Source organism: Streptomyces sp. 4F14 (genome assembly GCF_048159485.1).
Classification (GTDB): domain Bacteria; phylum Actinomycetota; class Actinomycetes; order Streptomycetales; family Streptomycetaceae; genus Streptomyces.
The window spans coordinates 82988-98183 of record NZ_JBLRVY010000034.1 but is presented as its reverse complement, the minus strand read 5'-3'; the positions used below and the strand labels follow the sequence as shown (position 1 = coordinate 98183).

Genomic DNA, 15196 nt, shown 5'->3' with positions numbered 1-15196 from the left:
TGAAGTCCGCTGAGAATGTGCTGGATCGACTCGGCGGCGCGGTCGAGCGCGCTCACGCCGAGGAGAGACGGGCGGATCAGCCCGTGACGCGCAGTTCGAGCAGGACGGTCGGCGTGCCGCCGACTCCCTCGCCGACACCCTTGAACTCGCCCTTGGCGACGTTGACGGTCTGGCTCTTGCCTTCGGCACTCAACTCGGCGCGGACCGCACGGGCTTCGGTGGCGAGTGCGTAGACCTCGGGGACCTCCAGCGTGAGCCATCCGGTGGAGGCGGTGGAACGGAAGCAGAACCTGCCGTCGGTGCTCTCCCGGGTCCAGACCTGGATCTGGTTGGTGGCGGCGCTGTCGCAGGTGGTGAGGGTGATGCTGCCGTCGCCGCGCTTGAGGGTGATGCCCTGTTCGGTCTTGATCCTGGCGGCGTCGGGGTACGAGAAGTCCTCCACGACGACGGGAGGAGCGCCGTCGGCGGTGGTCCGGACGGTGGTGGCCGGGGTGGCCACGGCGTAGGTGGCGACGCCGGCCAGAGCGACGGCGCTGATGAGAGCTGCGCCCAGCAGTCCGAGAGGTCTGGAAATCACGAAGAATCCCTCCGTGTAGGGAACATTGAAGAACACAGAGGGGTTGTTCGATCAGTCGAACCAAAGGCGAAAGAAAGCGACGGCCCGAACGAAGGAAATGAGGCGAGGTGACACACGTCACTCGCGGCGAATTTCAGCCTTCTGGCGTGAAATCTCGTTAACTCGGCCATCGCCGAAGCAGCCCCCCTGCGAGAATCGAGATTAACAAAGGCGAGAGGAAAAACAAAGCCTTCGCAAAATAGACGTAAAGAGGGGGTGTTCTGCCTACTCGCCCTCAAAACGGGCGAAGTATGTCAAAGATCAACACATCTGGTGTCGGGCTGGGCGTCGGCCATGTGGTGGCTTTGTTTTCACTTTGTGTTTTGTTAGGGTCTCCCTCTCTGTAAGGGGGAGTAGCCGTGTCTGCGGCCGGTGAGGGTGGGGACCCGGGGGCATCTCTTTTCGTCACCTTGTGTCTGCGCTCCCTTGTTCGTAGTCCGCGACCCGTGGGGAACTCTTCGTGATATCCGGAACCGACCTGCCAGACATAGCCACCCGTCAGGTCAGGGTCGGGACCCGTACATTCACGTACACGCCACGCTGGTCGCACGGCACCGTCGCCGAACTGCTCAGAGGGCGCAACAACAGCCTGGGGCTGCTCCGACTTCTGTTGGCCACCGCGGTGGTCGCGTCCCACGCCCGGGTTCTCGGATACGGCGGCAAGGAGTTCGGCCACACCTTCACGGGCGGCCAGACCGACCTGGGCAAACTGGCGGTGTACGGCTTCTTCGTCCTCTCGGGAATCCTCGTCGCCCGCAGTGGCGCACGGCTTCCAGTCGGCCGGTTCCTGTGGCACCGGGCGCTGCGGATCCTCCCGGGGTTCTGGGTGTGTCTGGCGGTGACGGTGCTCGTCGTGGCGCCGTTGCTGTACTGGAAGGTCCACTCCACCTTCGCGGGACTGAACGGCCCCGGCGGGCTCGTCGCGCACGTGAAGGCCAACTGGCTGATCGCCACCCGGCAGTACGACATCGCGGGGCTGATGCAGCATCAGCGTGTCGCCGGTGTCACCCACAACGCCGCCTTCAACGGCTCCCTGTGGACGCTGCGTCACGAGGCCCTGTGCTACGTCGTCGTGGCCGTCCTCGCCGTCACCGGCGTCCTCACGCGCGCGCGGCGTGCCGTACTCCTGCTCACGGGCTTTCTCGGCTGGCTCGTCATCCGGCAGGCGATCGACGAGCGGTTCTGGGCCGGCGCCTACGACGCGCACTACTTCCACGCCGTCGACCTGCCCGGCGTCGGCTTCGTCACGCCGGTGTGGATGATCTACCTCGGTTTCGCCTTCTCCCTCGGGATGCTGATCGAGCTGTACAAGGAGCGCATCCCGGTCAGTGACCCGCTCGGTGTCATCTCCCTCGTGGTCATGGCCGGCAGCCTGCACTTCGGTTACTTCTTCGTCGTCGGCGTCCCGGCCTTCGCCTACGCCCTCCTGTGGCTCGCGATCCGCCTCCCCGGCCCCTTCCGCCGTATCGGCGCCCGCAACGACTACTCCTACGGCATCTACATCTACGGCTTCCTCGTCCAGCAGACCCTCGCCGTCCTCGACGTACCCCGTTTCGGGCTGGCCGTCTACTTCGCGCTGACGATGGCGCTCACCGTCGCGCTGGCCGCCGCGTCCTGGCACCTCGTCGAACAGCCGGCGCTGCGTCTGAAGGACCTCGGCAGGAGCACCCCCGCCGGACCCGCCCCTGTCTCTCCCGCCCCGGCCAAGGAGAAGGCCGCTGTGGGCTGACTTGGGGACGCGGTCGCATCGGAACGAGGGGGGTACTTATGACCATCGTGGAAGGAAGGGGACAGCAATGACGTCCACCCCCGGAAGCCGCTCCGAGTTCGGGAGCCTGAACGGCCCCGAGCGGGAGACCACCGACACCAGCGACGGCGGGTACCCCTTCGGGGAGCCCGGCTGGCCTGACGAAGACACCCTCTGCCCGTGCTGCGGTGACGAGTTGAGCGTTGGCGACGAGAGTCCACGCAGCGGGCATTGACTCGGCCGGAGCGCTGCACGAGATGCCCCCGAGGCGGAAGTCCACGGTGGTCCGGATGAACTTCAGTTCGCCGATGTCTCCGCCGGCCGTCCGGTTCCTGATGCGCCGTACCCGTACAGTCACTGTCCACTCGCCGACGCCCTCCTCCCCCACGTACCGCGGGTCGGCTGGAAGCCTGGAAGACCCCCATAAGGAACCGAACACACGCTCCCCGCGTATTCATGGGCAGAAGGTCCCCGCGCAGGTGGTGACACGAACCGATCAAGATCCAGTGAAGTCCGGTGCGCGGTGGGCCTCGGGGCGGTGATACTTGCGGCGCGGACGGGACCAGGGGGAGGTCGGCAGTGGGGAATCGGCCTGATGCGGGCGGCCGGAGAACGGCGTGGGCGGAGAACAGTGAGCGCCTGAGGCGCGCGGCGACGACGGAGCCGGGCCGGCTGCGGATCATCGGCGCGGTGCTGGCGGTGCTCGTCGTGGCGTTCGGCGCGGTGACCGCCTGGCAGATGACCGACCGTTCGGACGCGGCCGACGACGTCCTGCACAACAGCCAGCCCCTGACGAGCGACGCGGCGGACATCTACCGCGCGCTCGCGGAGGCGAACACGGCCGCGTCGAGCGCGTTCCTCGCGGGCGGCCAGGAGACGCCCCAGGCCCGCCGGACGTACGAGGAGAACATCGACGCGGCGGCGCGCAAGCTCGTGAAGGCGGCGGGCAGCGCGCGTCCGGGTTCCGCCTCGGCGGAGGCGATCACGAAGCTGAACACGGCCCTGCCGGTGTACAAGGGTTTGGTGGAGCGGGCGCGGACGTACAACCGCCTGGGTTTCCCGGTCGGCGGCGCCTATCTGCGGTACGCCAACCAGAAGATGCAGGACGAGATGCTGGAGGCGGCGCACAGCCTCTACGCCCAGGAGAACGACCGCCTCGACGCGGACTACGCGGCCGCGAAGCCGTACCCCTGGGCCGCGTTGACGCTCGGCGTCCTCGCGCTGGCCGCGCTGGCCGCCGCGCAGGTGCGTGAATACCGGCGCACGAACCGGGTGTTGAGCCACGGCCTGGTCGCGGCGGCGGGCGCGACGACGGTCGTCCTGCTGTGGCTGGCCGTCGGACACAGCGTGGCCCGCGCGGAGTTGACCGCCTCGTACGACCACGGGGTGCGTTCGCTGACGGTGCTGCACGACGCGCGGATCGCGGCGCTGAAGGCGCGGGGCAACGAGAACCTGACCCTGATCGCGCGCGGCGCGGAGACCACGAAGGTGGGTAAGGACACGAAGGACAAGTACGACGTGGAGTACGGCGACGAGATGGGCAGGCTCGTCTCCGGCCTGGGCCGGGCGGAGACCCTCGCGGACGACAAGTCCGGCCAGGATCCGGTCACTTCGGCCCGGCAGAGTGTGAACGAGTGGAAGTCCCGCCACGCGCAGGCCCGTTCGGCGGACGAGAACGGCGACTACGAGAACGCCCTCGGCCTGGTCGTCGGGTCGGGGAGGACCACCGACCAGTCGTTCGACGCCGTGGACACGAGCCTGGAGAAGGCCCTCGCCCACGAGGAGGCCGAGTACCAGCGGGCCGCCGAGGACGGCCGGGGCGCGTTCACCGGCCTCCCCCTCGGCGCGGGCGTCCTCGCCGTCCTCGCCGCCGCCGGCGCGGTGCTCGGCATCGGCCGCAGACTGTCGGAGTTCCGATGAGCAGGGGAGGATCCATGCCGGGCAGGGGCAAGGGCTGGGGCGGAGTCGGCGTGATGGCGGCCGTCGTCGGCGTACTCGTGCTGGCCGTCGCCCTGTTGCTGCCGCTGGCGCGGGAACACCGGGACGGACAGAAGACACAGCCGGTCGCGGACACGGCCGAGGCGGCGGAGACCTGTAAGAGCCCGGAGGCGCAGACGCTGCGCCCGTCGACGGCGGACGGCGCGACGATCGCGAGGATCAAGGCGCGGACGGGCGCGCAGCGCAAGCTGATCGTGGGCGTCGACCAGAACAGCTACCGCTGGGGCTACCGCGACCCGAACAACACCAGGGCGGCGCTGGAGGGTTTCGACATCGACCTGGTGCACGAGATCGCCGGGAACATCCTGGGTGACCGCAACGCCGTGCAGTTCAGGGCGATCCCGACGAACGAGCGGATCAACGCCATCCAGAAGGGCGAGGTCGACATGGTCGTACGGACCATGACGATCAACTGCACCCGGATCAAGCAAGTCGCGTTCTCCGCACCGTACTTCAGGACGGGTCAGCAGGTTCTCGCGCCGAAGGCCGCGCTGGAGATCACCGGCTTCGACAAGAGCCTCGCGGGCAAGAAGGTCTGTGTGGCGTCGGGTTCGATCGCGGAGACGGAGCTGGAGGCGGACAAGCAGGGCGCCACCGCCCTCGTCGTCCCGAACCAACTCGACTGCCTGGTGAGGCTCCAGCTCGGCGAGGCGGACGCCATCATCACGGACGGCGCCCTCGCCGCGAGCCAGGCCGCGCAGGACCCGACGGTCGAGCTGAAGGGCAGGGCGTTCACGACCGAGTTCTACGGTGTCGCCATGAAGTCGGACGCGGACGACCTGGTGAGCCGGGTCAACCAGGTGCTGGCGCAGTACCGTTCGGGCGGCTGGCAGACGTCGTACACGAAGTGGCTGTCACCGACGATGGGTTCCGACTCCGCGCCGTACCTCCCCCCGAACCCGGTCTATCTGCGCACCAGTTAGACCACCGCACGGACAGGGAAGATCGAACGGACCAGTACCGGGCAACAACTCCGGCAGCAACGACGAGAGGTGATCGATGGGCGTCGCGGGACCCCCTGGTCCGGTGATGGACCGGGACGAGGTGGACCGTGCGCTGGCGCGGCTCGGCCAGGAGCACGAGGCGATCGAGACCTCCTTGCTGGCGCTCCAGGACCACGCGGGCCGCCGGCTCCTCGAAGGTGCCGAGCTGACCGGCGTGACGCGCGAGCGCTGGGCGGCGGCGGACACGGCGATATCCCTGCTGTGGACGTACTTCGACGCGTACGCGGACGCGCTGCGCTCGGCGCGCGAGATCCGCTCCCGGCGCCGCTGGTCCTCGCGCGAGGACCTGGTGGAGCTGACGGAGCTCCTGCGCGGGGAGCCGATATCCCTGGCGGGCACCGGCGTCCTGGCGGAGCACTTCTCGCTGGCGGCCCTGGTGGACCGGATGAACGAGCTGTACGCGTCGTCGCTGGACCTGGTGGTCGCGGCGGACGCGGTGTGGTCGGCGCTCCCGGCCCGGATCGATTTACTGGCCGCGGAGTTGCAGCGCACCCGCCGCCTCGCGCACTCGGTGGGCGTGCGCCCCGGCGAGCACCCCTCGGGCGACGACCTGGAGCGGATCACCCGCACGCTCACCGACCTGCGCGCCCGGGTCGTCTCGGACCCGCTCGCCCACTGGGTTCCCACGAAGGGGAGTTCGGCCCCGGGCGGCGGCCGTCCGGACACGACGGTGTACGACCGTGAGGCGCGCGCCCTGGAGGACGTCCGCCGGGAGATCGACGCGGTACTGACGGTACGTCAGGACGCGGAGCAGCGCCTGGTGATGCTCCGGGACGTCCTCTCCCGCGCGGACCGCACGCTCGCCGAGGCGCGGTCGGCGCGCGGCGAGGTGCTGGCGAAGATCGCGGCGACGGAGGTGCCGGTGGTGAACGGCCCGCCGACGGCGCTCCAGGAGCAGTTGGCGGCGGCGGCCGAGTACCGCAGACAGGGCCAGTGGCACCGGCTCTCCCCGCTGCTGGAATCCCTGGAGCAGAAGGCGGACGACGAACTGGAGCGCGCCCGCGAGCAGTTGGGCGCGGTGACGGCGCCGCTGGCGATCCGCGCGGAGCTGCGCGGGCGGCTGGACGCGTACAAGGCGAAGGTGGCACGGCTGGGGCTCGCCGAGGACCCGTTCCTCATCGAGCGGTACGACGCGGCGCGCAGGATGCTGTGGAGCGCGCCCTGCGATCTGCGGGTCGCGGAGCAGGCGGTGCTGCGGTATCAGCGGCTGGCGGCGGAGCTGCTGGCGGGTCCTCGGGACCGGCAGACCGGGGGAACTGGGGGGACTTCATGAGTCAGGCCGCACAGAGCTGCCAGCGTCCGGGGTGCGAGGGCGCGTACGAGGACGTCGGCGGCGGTGAACTGTACTGCGACACCTGCGGGTTGGCCCCGGTGGTGTCGGCGACCGGCATGGTCGGCTCGTCCGCGACGAGCGGCATCACGCCGGCCCCGTCGTCGAGTTCGTCGCAGTCGTCCAGATCCCGGCGTTCGGTGTCGGGCCGGCTGTCGCGCTCGCTGTCGGGCCACGCCTCCAACCGGTCGGTGTCGGTGCGCAGTTCGGGCGCGTCGGCGGGTTCGTCGGGGCGGGCGCGGCTCGGGGCCGGGCTGGTGTCGGTGCCGCAGGTGCCGAGGCCGGATCCGCGCGCGATGGTGCTGGACGACCCGGAGGTGCCGGAGCGCAAGCGGTTCTGTTCGCGCTCCGACTGCGGTGCCCCGGTGGGCCGTTCGCGCGGTGAGCGGGCGGGGCGCACCGAGGGGTTCTGCACCAAGTGCGGTCACCCCTATTCCTTCGTGCCGAAGCTGAAGGCCGGGGACGTCGTGCACGGCCAGTACGAGGTGGCGGGCTGTCTCGCGCACGGCGGGCTCGGCTGGGTCTACCTCGCGGTGGACCGCGCGGTGTCGGACCGCTGGGTGGTGCTGAAGGGCCTGCTGGACACCGGCGACCAGGACGCGATGGAGGCGGCGATCTCCGAGCGGCGCTTCCTCGCGGAGATCGAGCACGCCAACATCGTCCGCATCTACAACTTCGTCGAGCACCTCGACCAGCGCACCGGCTCCCTCGACGGGTACATCGTCATGGAGTACGTGGGCGGCAAGTCCCTGAAGGAGATAGCGAATTCACGGCGTGCCTCGGACGGGCGGCGCGATCCGCTGCCGGTGGAGCAGGCGTGCGCGTACGGGATCGAGGCGCTGGAGGCGCTCGGGCACCTGCACAGCCGCAACCTGCTGTACTGCGACTTCAAGGTCGACAACGCGATCCAGACCGAGGACCAGCTCAAGCTGATCGACATGGGCGCGGTGCGCCGGATGGACGACGACGAGTCGGCGATCTACGGCACGGTCGGCTACCAGGCGCCGGAGGTCGCGGAGGTCGGCCCGTCGGTGGCCAGCGACCTGTACACGGTGGGCCGGACGCTCGCCGTCCTCACCTTCGACTTCCAGGGCTACACGACGGTCTTCGCGGACTGTCTGCCGGACCCCGACCACATCGAGGTCTTCCGTACGTACGAGTCCTTCTACCGTCTCCTGGTCCGCGCCACCGACCCGGACCCGGCCCGCCGGTTCGCGTCCGCGCAGGAGATGGCCGAGCAGCTCACGGGCGTCCTGCGCGAGGTGGTGTCGGTCCAGACGGGCCGGGCGCGGCCGGCGCTGTCGACGCTGTTCGGCCCGGAGACCCGGGTCACGGACACGGAGCTGTTCCCCCGGCTGGACGGCGAGGTCTCGCGGTCGGGGGCGCGGACGGTCAAGTCGGGCCGGTTCACCCGGCTGTTGACGCCGAGAGCGGTGGCCGTCCCGGTGCCGGTGACGGCGAGCCTCCCGCCGGCCGTGGCGAGCCCGTCGGTCACCACGTTCGTCAACAGCCGTACGGCGACGGAGATTTCGAGCGACCCGACGCGCGCGGCGATACCCCCTGCCGCGAGAAGCGCCAACTCCCCGTCGGCGCCGGTGATTTCCCTCACCACCGCGCCGCCCGTCCCCACCACCCTCGTCAAGCCCGCCGACGCCCCCACCGCCTCCCTGGCCCTCCCGACCCCCCTGGTCGACCCCACCGACCCCAACGCCGGTTTCCTCGCGGGGCTTTCGGCGACGGCGGCCGGTGAGCTGACCGTCGCCCTGGAGGCCGTACCGAACCCCTCGGTGGAGACGCGGCTGCGGCAGGTGCGCGCCTGGCTGGAGACCGGTGACGCGCAGGCGGCGGCAACTGCCCTGCGGGCGCTGGAGGGTGAGCGGGGGGACGACTGGCGGGTCGTCTGGTACCGGGGCCTGTCCTCGCTGGTCACCGGCGACCAGGAGAGCGCGGCGCTGGCCTTCGACGCGATCTACGACGCGTTCCCGGGCGAGCCGGCGCCGAAGCTGGCGCTGGGGCTGTGCGCGGAGGTGCTGGGCCAGCTGGACAACGCGGCGGAGTACTACCGCCTGGTGTGGACGACCGACCCGAGCTATGTGAGCGCCGCGTTCGGACTGGCCCGGGTGCGCCTCGCGTCCGGCGACCGCGCCGGCGCCGTACGCACGCTGGAGTCTGTGCCGGAGTCGTCGATCCACTACACGGCGGCGCGGGTCGCGGCCGTCCGCGCGCGGCTGCGGCAGCGGACGGCGGGCAGCGGCGACGTACCCTTCCTGGAGGACCTCACCGCCTCGGCGGCGCAGGTCGAGGCGCTGGACGCGTACGGTCTGGACCCGAAGCGGCGCGAGCGGCTGTCGGCGGAAGTCCTCGGCAGCGCCCTCGACTGGGTACTCTCCGGGGGCCGGGGCAGCGACCCGGCGCCCGCGCGGACGCTGCTCGGCAGCGACCTCGACGAGCGGGGCCTGCGCTTCGGCCTGGAGCGCTCGTACCGCGCGCTGGCCCGGCTGGCCACCGCCGGTGAGGAGAGGATCGACCTGGTGGAACGTGCCAACCGTTACCGCCCCCGGACATGGGTGTAGTTGATGTCGTACATGCCCCCCAAGGCAGCCCTGCCGACGTGCCCGAGCTGCGCGGAGCCCCTGGAGTCGGGCGACCGCTACTGCGGCGCGTGCGGATACGACCTGTCGGCGCTCCCCCCGCGCCCGGACGACCAGCCGACGCTGACCCTGAACGGCTCGGGGGTGCGCTTCGACCGGCCTGAGGCCCCCGAACGCGCCGAGCCCGAGGAGTACCCCCTCCAGGCCCCCGACCCCAGAGCCGCCGCCGAAGCGGCGCTGGTCTGCGTCGCCTGCCGCGCGGGCCGCGTCGACGGCGACGGCTACTGCGAGAACTGCGGCCACGCCCAGCCCCGCGAACGCGACCACATGGAACGGGAGTCGGGCCCGCTGGCCGCCGTCAGTGACCGGGGCCTGCGCCACCACCGCAACGAGGACGCGTTCGCGGTCGGTACGGCCGCCCTGCCGGACGGCGCCGTGGCGAGCGTCGCGATCGTGTGCGACGGCGTCTCCTCGGCGACCCGCCCGGACGAGGCGTCGGAGGCCGCGGCCCGCGCCGCGCACGACACGGTCCTCGCCGCGCTCCCCCTGGGCACCCACCCGCAGCAGGCGCTGCACGACGGGATCGTCGCCGCCGCGCGCGCGGTGAACGCGCTGGCCGACGAGCCGGGCGGGGCCCGCGAGCACTCCCCGCACCAGAACGCCCCGGCCTGCACGATCGTCGGCACGGTCGTCACGAGCGGGCTGCTGGTCGTCGGCTGGGTCGGCGACAGCCGCGCCTACTGGGTGCCCGCCGACCGCTCCCCGGCCGCCCGCCTCACCGAGGACGACTCGTGGGCCGCGCAGATGGTCTCCGCGGGCCTGATGAACGAGGCCGAGGCGTACGCCGACGAGCGCGCCCACGCGATCACCGGCTGGCTCGGCGCGGACGCGTACGAACTGGAGCCGCACACCGCGTCGTTCAAGCCGGACCGGCCCGGGGTGGTCGTCGTGTGCACGGACGGGCTGTGGAACTACGCGGAGGCCGCCGAGGAGATGGCGCGGGTGCTGCCGCTCGACGCGGCGGCGCGTCCGCTGCACAGTGCGCGGGTGCTGGTCGGTCACGCGCTGGACGGCGGGGGCCACGACAACGTAACAGTGGCGGTCGTACCGTTCCCGGCGGCGGTGTCGGGGGCAGGATCGCTCTGAGGTATCAGTCCGAGGCGGGGTACCCGGTGGGGGCCGGGGCTGCCTCAGTCATGTGCTTGGCTCACAGGGGGAATTGAGCGGATATGGCCAACTTTTCCAAGTCGAACGTGCCGCAGTTCGCGGTGGACGTCTATCAGAACGAGTACCTGTCCGAGGGCGGGCGCGAGGTCAACGCGATCGTCACGGTCACCTCGACCGGCGGCGGCACCATCGGCGCCGCCGTCACCTCGCCGCACCTCTACTCACCGGTGCAGGGGCCCTCCGCGGCCGTGGCGATCATGGTGGACTGCTCGGGGTCGATGGACTACCCGCCCACCAAGATGCGCGGCGCCCGCGAGGCGACGGCCGCGGCCGTCGACGCCGTACGCGACGGCGTGCACTTCGCGGTGATCGGCGGCACGCATGTCGCCAAGGAGGTCTACCCCGGCGGCGGGCGGCTCGCCGTCGCCGACGCGACCACCCGCGAGCAGGCCAAGCAGGCGCTGCGCAAACTGAGCGCCGGGGGCGGTACGGCGATCGGGACCTGGCTCCGGCTCGCGGAACGGCTGCTGTCCTCGGCGGACGTCGCGATCCGGCACGGGATCGTGCTGACCGACGGGCGCAACGAGCACGAGGAGCCCGAGGCGCTGAAGGCGACCCTCGACCACTGCGCGGGCCGGTTCACCTGTGACGCCCGGGGCGTCGGGACCGACTGGGAAGTGAAAGAAGTCACAGGGATCGCCTCCGCCCTGCTCGGCAGCGCCGACATCGTCGCCGACCCCGCCGGGCTCTCCGCCGACTTCACGGCCATGATGGAGACGGCCATGGGCAAGGAAGTCGCCGACGTCGCCCTGCGGTTGTGGACTCCGGTGGGCACCACCGTGAAGTTCGTCAAGCAAGTCGCGCCCACCGTCGAGGAGTTGACCTCGCGGCGTACCGAAGCCGGTCCCCGGGCCGGGGATTACCCGACCGGATCCTGGGGAGACGAGTCCCGCGACTACCACGTCTGCGTGGAGGTGCCGAGTGCCGGAGTCGGTCAGGAGATGCTCGCCGCCCGCGTCTCGCTCGTCGTACCGCAGGCCGACGGGTCGGTGCAGAACCTCGGCGCACAGGGGCTGGTGAAGGCGGTGTGGACCGACGACATGGCCGCCTCGACCTCCATCAACCCCCAGGTCGCCCACTACACCGGGCAGGCCGAACTGGCCCAAGTCATCCAACAAGGGCTCGACTTGCGCAAAGTGGGCGATATCGACGGAGCTACCGCCAAACTGGGCCGGGCGGTTCAGCTCGCGAGTGTCTCGGGGAACGCGGATACCGCGAAACTGCTTGCGAAGGTGGTGGACGTGGTCGATGCCACGACAGGTACTGTGCGGTTGAAGGCGAAGGTCGCGGAGGCCGACGAGATGACTCTCGAAACCCGGTCCACAAAGACTGTTCGTGTAAAGAAGTGACACCACAGACCGACAGCGAGCGACACAGATGAGGAAAGGGGGACGCGCCGACATGCCGACCTGCCCGAACGGACACCAGTCGGGTTCCGACGACTGGTGCGAGGTCTGCGGTCACCGCATGGCCGGTGCCGTACCTCCGCCTCCGCCGCCCCCGCCGACCAGCGGGTACGGCTTCCCGCCGCCGCCCGGAACGCCGGGTGCGCCCGGTGGGCGGCACCTCGCCGCCGTGCCCGGACAGGAGTCCGAGCTGTGCCCGCAGTGCCGTACGCCCCGGGAAGGAGGCGCTCCGTTCTGTGAGGAGTGCCGGTGGAACTTCCTGACGAACACGGCTACGTCGTACACGCCCGCCGCGCCTCGGCCGTCCAGTGCGCCGGGGGGCGCGGGGGGCTACGGGGCGCCCAGGGGGCCTGGCGGCTCCGGTGGATACGGGGGGCCGGGCGGACCGGGTACGCAGGGTGCGCCCGGTGGGCCCGGGGGCTTCGGCGGGCCGGGTGGGCCCGGGGGTCCCGGTGGGCAGGGGGGTTACAACGGCCCCGCCACGACCGGTGGACCCGGCAACTTCGGCGGACCGGGTGCGCCCGGTGGCCCCGGCGCTCCTGACGGCCCCGCCGGTGCGCGCTACCCCGCGCCCTCCTTCGGGAGCGGTGACTCCTTCGACTACCAGGGCTCCAGCCCGTCCCGTGTGAACCGCCCCGCTGAACCGATTCCCTTCGGCGGCGAGCCGTCGGGTCCCGCCGGTGCGCCGCCGTTCGGCGGAGGCGGAGGCGGACGGCCGGGTGGTCCGCCGCCGACCTCGGGCGGCGGCTTCGGCCGCGATTCCGGTACGGCGCCGGGGGCCCCAGGGGCACAGGGCGCCGGCGCCTTCGGGGGCCGGGAGGGGTCGCCGGGGGCCGGAGGGCCTGGTGGGGCCGGTGGCTTCGGCGGGCGCGAGGCGTCCGACCCGAACGGGCCGGGCGGTCCCTTCGGCGGACGTGAGGCGAGCAACCCGAGCGGGCCCGGTGGGCCGTTCGGCGGGCGTGACGGCGGTTTCGGCGGGCGTGAGGCATCCAGCCCGAGCGGGCCTGGTGGGCCCTTCGGTGGGCGCGAAGGTGCTGGCGGGCCCGGTGCCGGTGGGCGTGGAGCCGGCGGCCCTGGTGCCGGTGGCTTCGGTGGGCGTGAGGCGAGCAACCCGAACGGACCCGGCGGACCCTTCGGCGGGCGCGAAGGCGCGGGCGGGCCCGGTGCCGGCGGGCCTGGGGCCGGTGGCCCTGGTGCCGGCGGCCCTGGTGCCAGCGGCTTCGGCGGGCGCGAGGCAGCCAACCCCAGCGGACCCGGCGGACCCTTCGGCGGACGTGAGGGAACCGGCGCCGGTGGTGGCTCCGGCGCACCCGCGGGGCTGTTCAGCGGGCGGGACACCACGAGCCCGGGCGCCGGCGGACAGTTCGGCGGACGTGAGGGCGGCGCCCCGGGTGCGGCCCCGGGCGGGCCCTTCGGCGGACGTGAAGGAAACCCGGCGGGCGGACCCGGCGGATTCGGCGCACCCGGTGGACCGGGTGGGCAAGGCGGCCCCGGTGGGCAGGGCGGCCCCTTCGGCGACCCGTCCCGCCCCGGCGCGGCAGGCTCGCCCCAAGCGTTCCAGCAGGCCGGCGCGACCGCGCCCCCGCGGTTCCCCCAGCAGGGCACCCCGCCGGGCCCCGGCTCCCCGCCCGGCCCCGGCTTCGGCGGCGTCGAGGACGACTGGGTCATCTCCCCGCCCACCTCTGGCGCACCCGGCGGCAGCGGCTACGGCTACCCCCAGCCCGGCTCGGCCCCCGGCGGTACCTGGACGGCGACGGTCGGCCCCGACCGCGACTACTTCATGGCGATGATGCAGCGCTCGGGCCCCGAGGCGGCGGGCCTGAACCTCCCGGCGTACTCCCCCGAACAGCAACGCACCCTCACCGGCAACCAGGTCACGATCGGCCGCCGCCGCCACTCCACGGGCGAGACCCCCGACATCGACCTCGCGGTCCCCCCGGAGGACCCCGGCGTCTCCCACCAGCACGCGGTCCTGGTCCAGCAACCGGACGGCACCTGGGCGGTGGTCGACCAGAACTCCACGAACGGCACCACGGTCAACAACGGCGAGGAACCGATCCAGCCCTTCGTCCCGATCCCGCTGCAGGACGGCGACCGGGTCCACGTGGGCGCGTGGACGACGATCACGATCAGACGCGGCTGACGAGATCCCGCACATGTACGTGGCTGCTGCCGACCACCGGCAGCAGCCACGTCTTTTCAGGGGCGCGGGACTGTATCGATTTGCGGCTACCGCCGCGTGGGCGCGACAAGCCACGTACCACCCGCACCCGCCACACAACCGAACCCGCCACCCCCGTGGGCATCACAGCAGCACCCACGAACAGGGCCCCTCCGGCGAATCCAGCCAAGCCCACACCCGCCCTCCCTCCACGCTCACCCCGAACCGCTCCCGCCCCGGCCGCCCCTCCCGCTCCCACACCTCGTACGCCCCCTCCCCCGTCATCCCCACCAGCCCAGCCATGAACCGAAACCCCTCCTCCCCCCGCACCCCCACCTCCTCCCGCCGCTCCCCCACCCCCCTCAGCGGCACGAAGTAAGCGGGCGTACGCAGAAACCTCCCCTCGGCCCACCCCTCCCCCACCACCCGCAGCAACACCAGCCCCGTCCCCACCGGCACCAGGATCAACCCCCCGACCCGGCACTGCCGCACCCAAGCCTCGGGCACGGTACGAACGCCACAGGTCGCGACGACACGATCGTAGGGAGCCCCCTCGGGCACCCCCCGGGCCCCGTCCCCGACGACAACCGTCGGACGGCACCCCGTCTCCGCGAGATGCCGGCGCGCGGACTCCACGATCTCCGGCTCAAGATCGACGCTGACGACCCCCCGCTCCCCGACCCGATGCGCGAGCAGCCCGGCGTTGTAACCGGTCCCGGCCCCCACCTCCAGCACCCGGTCCCCGTCGCGCACGTCGAGCGCGACCAGCATGAGCGCCATGAGGGACGGCTGACTGCTGGAGGAGACCAGTTCCCCGTCGCGGACCCGCGTCGCGAGCGGCACGTCCTCGTACACCCCCCGCCACCACCGCTCCCGCACCCGAGGATCGGGATCCTCCTTCCAGACCCGTCGGTACCCGCCCGCCCCGGCGACATAGAAGTACGGCACGAACACGTGCCGGGGCACGGCGAGGAACGCCTCCCGCCACCGCGCCCCCTCCCCCGCGAACACCCCGCTCCCCTCGATGACCCGCACCAGCTCCCGCACGCCCATACCCCCACTGTGGCCCGGATCCGGGCCTCCGGCGACAGGTCCTAGGACCCAGGTCCTGGTCCC

At 71.8% G+C, this 15196-nt stretch carries 11 protein-coding genes; 9 read left to right on the top strand and 2 right to left on the bottom strand.

The window, feature by feature from the left end; genetic code table 11:
* Positions 1-76 precede the first annotated feature (76 nt).
* On the bottom strand, positions 77-577 hold the full coding sequence (locus ACLZOT_RS41280; protein WP_416974346.1) for a hypothetical protein: 501 nt from the start codon (positions 575-577) through the stop codon (positions 77-79).
* Positions 578-1076: 499 nt separating this feature from the next.
* Here ACLZOT_RS41280 and ACLZOT_RS41275 point away from each other — a divergent pair, with 499 nt between their 5' ends.
* From ACLZOT_RS41275 to ACLZOT_RS41235, 9 genes are all read left to right on the top strand, one after another.
* A complete protein-coding gene (locus tag ACLZOT_RS41275; protein WP_416974345.1) occupies positions 1077-2345 on the top strand; it encodes an acyltransferase family protein in 1269 nt (422 codons plus the stop codon).
* Positions 2346-2412: 67 nt separating this feature from the next.
* Positions 2413-2598, top strand: a complete 186-nt coding sequence (locus ACLZOT_RS41270; protein ID WP_416974344.1) for a hypothetical protein — start codon at positions 2413-2415, stop codon at positions 2596-2598.
* Between the two features lie 344 nt (positions 2599-2942).
* Complete coding sequence (locus ACLZOT_RS41265) at positions 2943-4283, top strand: hypothetical protein (protein ID WP_416974343.1); 1341 nt, start codon at positions 2943-2945, stop codon at positions 4281-4283.
* A gap of 14 nt (positions 4284-4297) precedes the next feature.
* Positions 4298-5284: a glutamate ABC transporter substrate-binding protein gene (locus tag ACLZOT_RS41260; RefSeq protein WP_416974342.1), complete on the top strand. Its 987-nt coding sequence runs from the start codon at positions 4298-4300 to the stop codon at positions 5282-5284.
* A gap of 76 nt (positions 5285-5360) precedes the next feature.
* A complete protein-coding gene (locus ACLZOT_RS41255; RefSeq protein ID WP_416974341.1) occupies positions 5361-6638 on the top strand; it encodes a hypothetical protein in 1278 nt (425 codons plus the stop codon).
* Entirely contained in the window at positions 6635-9268 is a 2634-nt protein-coding gene (locus tag ACLZOT_RS41250) for a tetratricopeptide repeat protein (protein ID WP_416974340.1), read from the top strand. Before ACLZOT_RS41255 ends, ACLZOT_RS41250 begins: the two co-directional genes overlap by 4 nt.
* Positions 9269-10432 carry a PP2C family serine/threonine-protein phosphatase gene (locus ACLZOT_RS41245; protein ID WP_416974339.1) on the top strand — a complete coding sequence of 388 codons (1164 nt, stop codon included), beginning with the start codon at positions 9269-9271 and terminating at the stop codon, positions 10430-10432.
* Positions 10433-10515: 83 nt separating this feature from the next.
* Complete coding sequence (locus tag ACLZOT_RS41240; RefSeq protein WP_416974338.1) at positions 10516-11862, top strand: vWA domain-containing protein; 1347 nt, start codon at positions 10516-10518, stop codon at positions 11860-11862.
* Positions 11863-11914: 52 nt separating this feature from the next.
* Complete coding sequence (locus ACLZOT_RS41235; protein ID WP_416974337.1) at positions 11915-14062, top strand: FHA domain-containing protein; 2148 nt, start codon at positions 11915-11917, stop codon at positions 14060-14062.
* 162 nt (positions 14063-14224) lie between these two features.
* Here ACLZOT_RS41235 and ACLZOT_RS41230 read toward each other — a convergent pair whose 3' ends face one another.
* Positions 14225-15133, bottom strand: coding sequence for a methyltransferase domain-containing protein (locus ACLZOT_RS41230; protein ID WP_416974336.1), 909 nt, complete (start codon positions 15131-15133; stop codon positions 14225-14227).
* Between the last annotated feature and the right edge of the window lie 63 nt (positions 15134-15196).